The sequence below is a fragment of the Aeromonas sp. 102P genome (assembly GCF_051920345.1).
Classification (GTDB): domain Bacteria; phylum Pseudomonadota; class Gammaproteobacteria; order Enterobacterales; family Aeromonadaceae; genus Aeromonas; species Aeromonas veronii.
On the sequence record NZ_JBQBCZ010000005.1, the window covers coordinates 1 to 4,680 of the forward strand.

The following is a 4,680-nucleotide window of genomic DNA, read 5'->3' on the forward strand; positions in this document are numbered from 1 at the left end:
TCCCTATGGAGAAGGCGGGGAAATGATGTAAGATCATGTCATCACCTTGGGTCTGCTTGATCGTTGATTGGTAGGTGATCGTCCCTCGGAGGCTGGCCGGCCTCGCGGGGGGTTTCTTTTTTCGGGTCTAGCGCGGCGTTTGGCCCACTGCTGCCCAAGAAATCCCACTTCGTCTTGTGAAGAACAATCGCACAAATCGTACTCTCTTGGGGATTAAAGAATCAAGGCCTGCGGGCTTCGCCCCCCGCGGGACCCTATCGAGGGCGCTACGCGTTCGGCGTTCTCTGGCACCTGACACCCCTAAAGCGGTTTATTAAGGGATTGGGGAGAAGTGATCCCCCCAATCCCCTGCCCAATTTTTAAAGACGGGCGGGGGAGTAAACCACTAAATCGGAACCCCACAAGTGGGGCCCCCACGATTTAGCGGTTGACTCGTTGACTATGCAGGGCGCCGAAGCTGGACAAGCTGGGCGCGGCGGAGTGATTCCAGAACCTGCGCGGCCTCGTCAGGCGTCAGGATCTGGACGCTCGAACCATCCCGAAGCGCCTGCATCTGGGCATCCAGTCTCTCAAGCAACCCACGATTTAAAGTAACAGTGACGTTATTTTGCGACACCTTGGCGCGGTACTTGGCTTGGCGTTCAGCGGCGGTCATGGCTTTTCCGGTCGAAGGGCGGCCCCGTGGGCGCTTGGTCGGGAGCAAGTCGGGGGTCTGCTTGTCGTGGGCATCTTTCATGGTGTTATTTTCCGTGACAGTGACGATAAACAATTATTGTCACAGTCACGCTAAATAAGCAAGCGGGGGGCGGCATTGTGCCGCCCCCCGCTGTCGTGCGCTCAGCCCGCTACCTCAAGCGGGTGGCGTCAAAGCCGCGCCACGGCTTGAAAGTACAGAGCTCTTGACCGAAAAAGTACAGAGCTCTGTACTGTCAGTGCATAGGGCCAAAGTCAGGCATGAAGCCGAGATGATCGGGGATAGATACAGGGTCAAACTGCCAACCGTGGCAACCACAGTAACCCCACACGCCCGGCAGAACGACAAAGCCGCCATCTGGCTGCATCCTCATGCGAGCGATGAGCCGATGGTCTGGGGAGCTGGGGCTCTCGGACGTTGCCTGATGCAGATCGGGGACGATGGCGTAAACAACCTCACGGCCATCCGGTGAAAACTCAGTGAGCAAGGGGTAGAAATAACGCAAAGGGGGCTTTGGCCTCTTTGGCATAGGGCACCTTTAGAGTAACAGTTACGGTAATTGGGGGCATGGGGAGCGCCCTCGTCGTCGCTCGCTGCGCGCTCTCGCTCCTCCTCCTCAGTGCGCCCCCATGTGAAAGACAGGAAGGGGCTAACCCTTTTCGTCACAGTGACGCTTATTAGGCGGCGCTTTCGTCCGGTATGCCTCAATGATGGCGTAAACGGCCTGCCGACCGTTGAGGCAAACATCGAGGATAACGGCCTCCAGACGGTGCCTGATAACAATCCGCCAGTCAGGCAGGGGGATATCAGCGATAAAGACGGCTTCCTCCTCCTGCTGCGCTGCAAGCTCCTCGTCCGTCATGTCGGTGACGGAATACCGCTTCTTGAGCCCTTGCGTCCAAGTTAGCACCTTGCGGCCCTTGGTTGCTTCCGCATACTCGCGGATCAACTGCTTGGCGCGGTTGCGGTGCTGGGTGGTGGCGTTCTCGTCCATGTAGCAATCAATCAACTGCCAGAAAGAGCGGTTAGACCTCCGACCCTTCTTGGCGTTGGCCTTGGCCATTTCATCGGCCAGCGTCCAAGGCTTGTCGCCCATCTTGGCCACGTAGGAGGCGGCGCGGCTGCCGTCCTGCACAACTACGCCATGCTTCCGGCTCGGGGTGCCCAAGCCGAATTTGTGGCAGGCCGCCACCCACAGAACGTGCAGATCCTTCTCAAGCTGGGCAGCATCCACGCCGGAGCCCTCAAAGAACCACAGTTCGTGAAAGTGGGGGTGCCAGCCGTTGGCCTCGCCGTGGTTGATTTCGGTGGCAATGATCCGGCCCTGAACACCGAGGCGGGACTGAAGTTGCTTGTACTGGCGATGGCGAGCCATCCAGCGCAAGGCGTCCTTGATAAGGGCAAGGGTGTCGGTCAAAAGATCTTGACGACCGTGGGGGATGGTGAAGGTTGGCATCAGAACCTGACCACCTTGGGCCAGACACAGCCCCATAGCCTGCTGGATCTCGTTGGCTCGGCGTTCGGCAATCTTGGGGGAGCATATCGGGCACAGCCAAGGCAAGGCGCAAGTCTGCAACCCGACATAGTGACCAGGAAGGTAAGCGCCTGGCTTAGCCCAAACCTGCACATCACTGCCACGGCTGACAGGATTTCTATGGCAGCACGCTACGCGATGCTTCCGCCCGAATATCTCGACCAAGGCGGCTTTCCGCATCCACTTATGCGCCCGTTTCTGGGAGGGGGTTTGCTCGATCACCAGAGTGCAATCATGCGCCCTAGAAACCTGAAAAACTTCGCCCGTTTCGGTGTCGATAATTTCTCTGGTTAATCTGCGGATTCCCTTGACTGGCGCGGCTTTCAGGCTCGGAGGGTTGTCGGAAGCGGCTACGGTTTCCGCAGTATACCTAGTGCGGCCCCGCTGGCCTCTCTCGACCGTGGTGGTACTCGGCGCTCTATCTGCCTTCATGTAGCCCTCTCCCTATGGAGAAGGCGGGGAAATGATGTAAGATCATGTCATCACCTTGGGTCTGCTTGATCGTTGATTGGTAGGTGATCGTCCCTCGGAGGCTGGCCGGCCTCGCGGGGGGTTTCTTTTTTCGGGTCTAGCGCGGCGTTTGGCCCACTGCTGCCCAAGAAATCCCACTTCGTCTTGTGAAGAACAATCGCACAAATCGTACTCTCTTGGGGATTAAAGAATCAAGGCCTGCGGGCTTCGCCCCCCGCGGGACCCTATCGAGGGCGCTACGCGTTCGGCGTTCTCTGGCACCTGACACCCCTAAAGCGGTTTATTAAGGGATTGGGGGAGAAGTGATCCCCCCAATCCCCTGCCCAATTTTTAAAGACGGGCGGGGGAGTAAACCACTAAATCGGAACCCCACAAGTGGGGCCCCCACGATTTAGCGGTTGACTCGTTGACTATGCAGGGCGCCGAAGCTGGACAAGCTGGGCGCGGCGGAGTGATTCCAGAACCTGCGCGGCCTCGTCAGGCGTCAGGATCTGGACGCTCGAACCATCCCGAAGCGCCTGCATCTGGGCATCCAGTCTCTCAAGCAACCCACGATTTAAAGTAACAGTGACGTTATTTTGCGACACCTTGGCGCGGTACTTGGCTTGGCGTTCAGCGGCGGTCATGGCTTTTCCGGTCGAAGGGCGGCCCCGTGGGCGCTTGGTCGGGAGCAAGTCGGGGGTCTGCTTGTCGTGGGCATCTTTCATGGTGTTATTTTCCGTGACAGTGACGATAAACAATTATTGTCACAGTCACGCTAAATAAGCAAGCGGGGGGCGGCATTGTGCCGCCCCCCGCTGTCGTGCGCTCAGCCCGCTACCTCAAGCGGGTGGCGTCAAAGCCGCGCCACGGCTTGAAAGTACAGAGCTCTTGACCGAAAAAGTACAGAGCTCTGTACTGTCAGTGCATAGGGCCAAAGTCAGGCATGAAGCCGAGATGATCGGGGATAGATACAGGGTCAAACTGCCAACCGTGGCAACCACAGTAACCCCACACGCCCGGCAGAACGACAAAGCCGCCATCTGGCTGCATCCTCATGCGAGCGATGAGCCGATGGTCTGGGGAGCTGGGGCTCTCGGACGTTGCCTGATGCAGATCGGGGACGATGGCGTAAACAACCTCACGGCCATCCGGTGAAAACTCAGTGAGCAAGGGGTAGAAATAACGCAAAGGGGGCTTTGGCCTCTTTGGCATAGGGCACCTTTAGAGTAACAGTTACGGTAATTGGGGGCATGGGGAGCGCCCTCGTCGTCGCTCGCTGCGCGCTCTCGCTCCTCCTCCTCAGTGCGCCCCCATGTGAAAGACAGGAAGGGGCTAACCCTTTTCGTCACAGTGACGCTTATTAGGCGGCGCTTTCGTCCGGTATGCCTCAATGATGGCGTAAACGGCCTGCCGACCGTTGAGGCAAACATCGAGGATAACGGCCTCCAGACGGTGCCTGATAACAATCCGCCAGTCAGGCAGGGGGATATCAGCGATAAAGACGGCTTCCTCCTCCTGCTGCGCTGCAAGCTCCTCGTCCGTCATGTCGGTGACGGAATACCGCTTCTTGAGCCCGCGGTTGCGGTGCTGGGTGGTGGCGTTCTCGTCCATGTAGCAATCAATCAACTGCCAGAAAGAGCGGTTAGACCTCCGACCCTTCTTGGCGTTGGCCTTGGCCATTTCATCGGCCAGCGTCCAAGGCTTGTCGCCCATCTTGGCCACGTAGGAGGCGGCGCGGCTGCCGTCCTGCACAACTACGCCATGCTTCCGGCTCGGGGTGCCCAAGCCGAATTTGTGGCAGGCCGCCACCCACAGAACGTGCAGATCCTTCTCAAGCTGGGCAGCATCCACGCCGGAGCCCTCAAAGAACCACAGTTCGTGAAAGTGGGGGTGCCAGCCGTTGGCCTCGCCGTGGTTGATTTCGGTGGCAATGATCCGGCCCTGAACACCGAGGCGGGACTGAAGTTGCTTGTACTGGCGATGGCGAGCCATCCAGCGC

General features: G+C 58.6%; 5 protein-coding genes. 1 reads left to right on the forward strand and 4 read right to left on the reverse strand.

Annotated features, from left to right (window positions below):
• Positions 1–439 precede the first annotated feature (439 nt).
• Both ACTG1K_RS23000 and ACTG1K_RS23005 read right to left on the reverse strand, forming a co-directional pair.
• The gene (locus ACTG1K_RS23000) at positions 440–736 is read right to left on the reverse strand and encodes a hypothetical protein (RefSeq protein WP_265775486.1); all 297 of its coding nucleotides are present in this window, start codon (positions 734–736) and stop codon (positions 440–442) included.
• A 607-nt stretch (positions 737–1,343) separates the two neighbouring features.
• Positions 1,344–2,150: a hypothetical protein gene (locus ACTG1K_RS23005; protein ID WP_440006891.1), complete on the reverse strand. Its 807-nt coding sequence runs from the start codon at positions 2,148–2,150 to the stop codon at positions 1,344–1,346.
• Positions 2,151–2,348: 198 nt separating this feature from the next.
• Here ACTG1K_RS23005 and ACTG1K_RS23010 point away from each other — a divergent pair, with 198 nt between their 5' ends.
• Positions 2,349–2,522: a hypothetical protein gene (locus tag ACTG1K_RS23010; protein WP_440006893.1), complete on the forward strand. Its 174-nt coding sequence runs from the start codon at positions 2,349–2,351 to the stop codon at positions 2,520–2,522.
• A gap of 587 nt (positions 2,523–3,109) precedes the next feature.
• Here ACTG1K_RS23010 and ACTG1K_RS23015 read toward each other — a convergent pair.
• Positions 3,110–3,406, reverse strand: a complete 297-nt coding sequence (locus tag ACTG1K_RS23015) for a hypothetical protein (protein ID WP_265775486.1) — start codon at positions 3,404–3,406, stop codon at positions 3,110–3,112.
• A gap of 607 nt (positions 3,407–4,013) precedes the next feature.
• The coding region (locus ACTG1K_RS23020) for a hypothetical protein (protein ID WP_440006895.1) at positions 4,014–4,680 on the reverse strand (667 nt) is incomplete at its 5' end.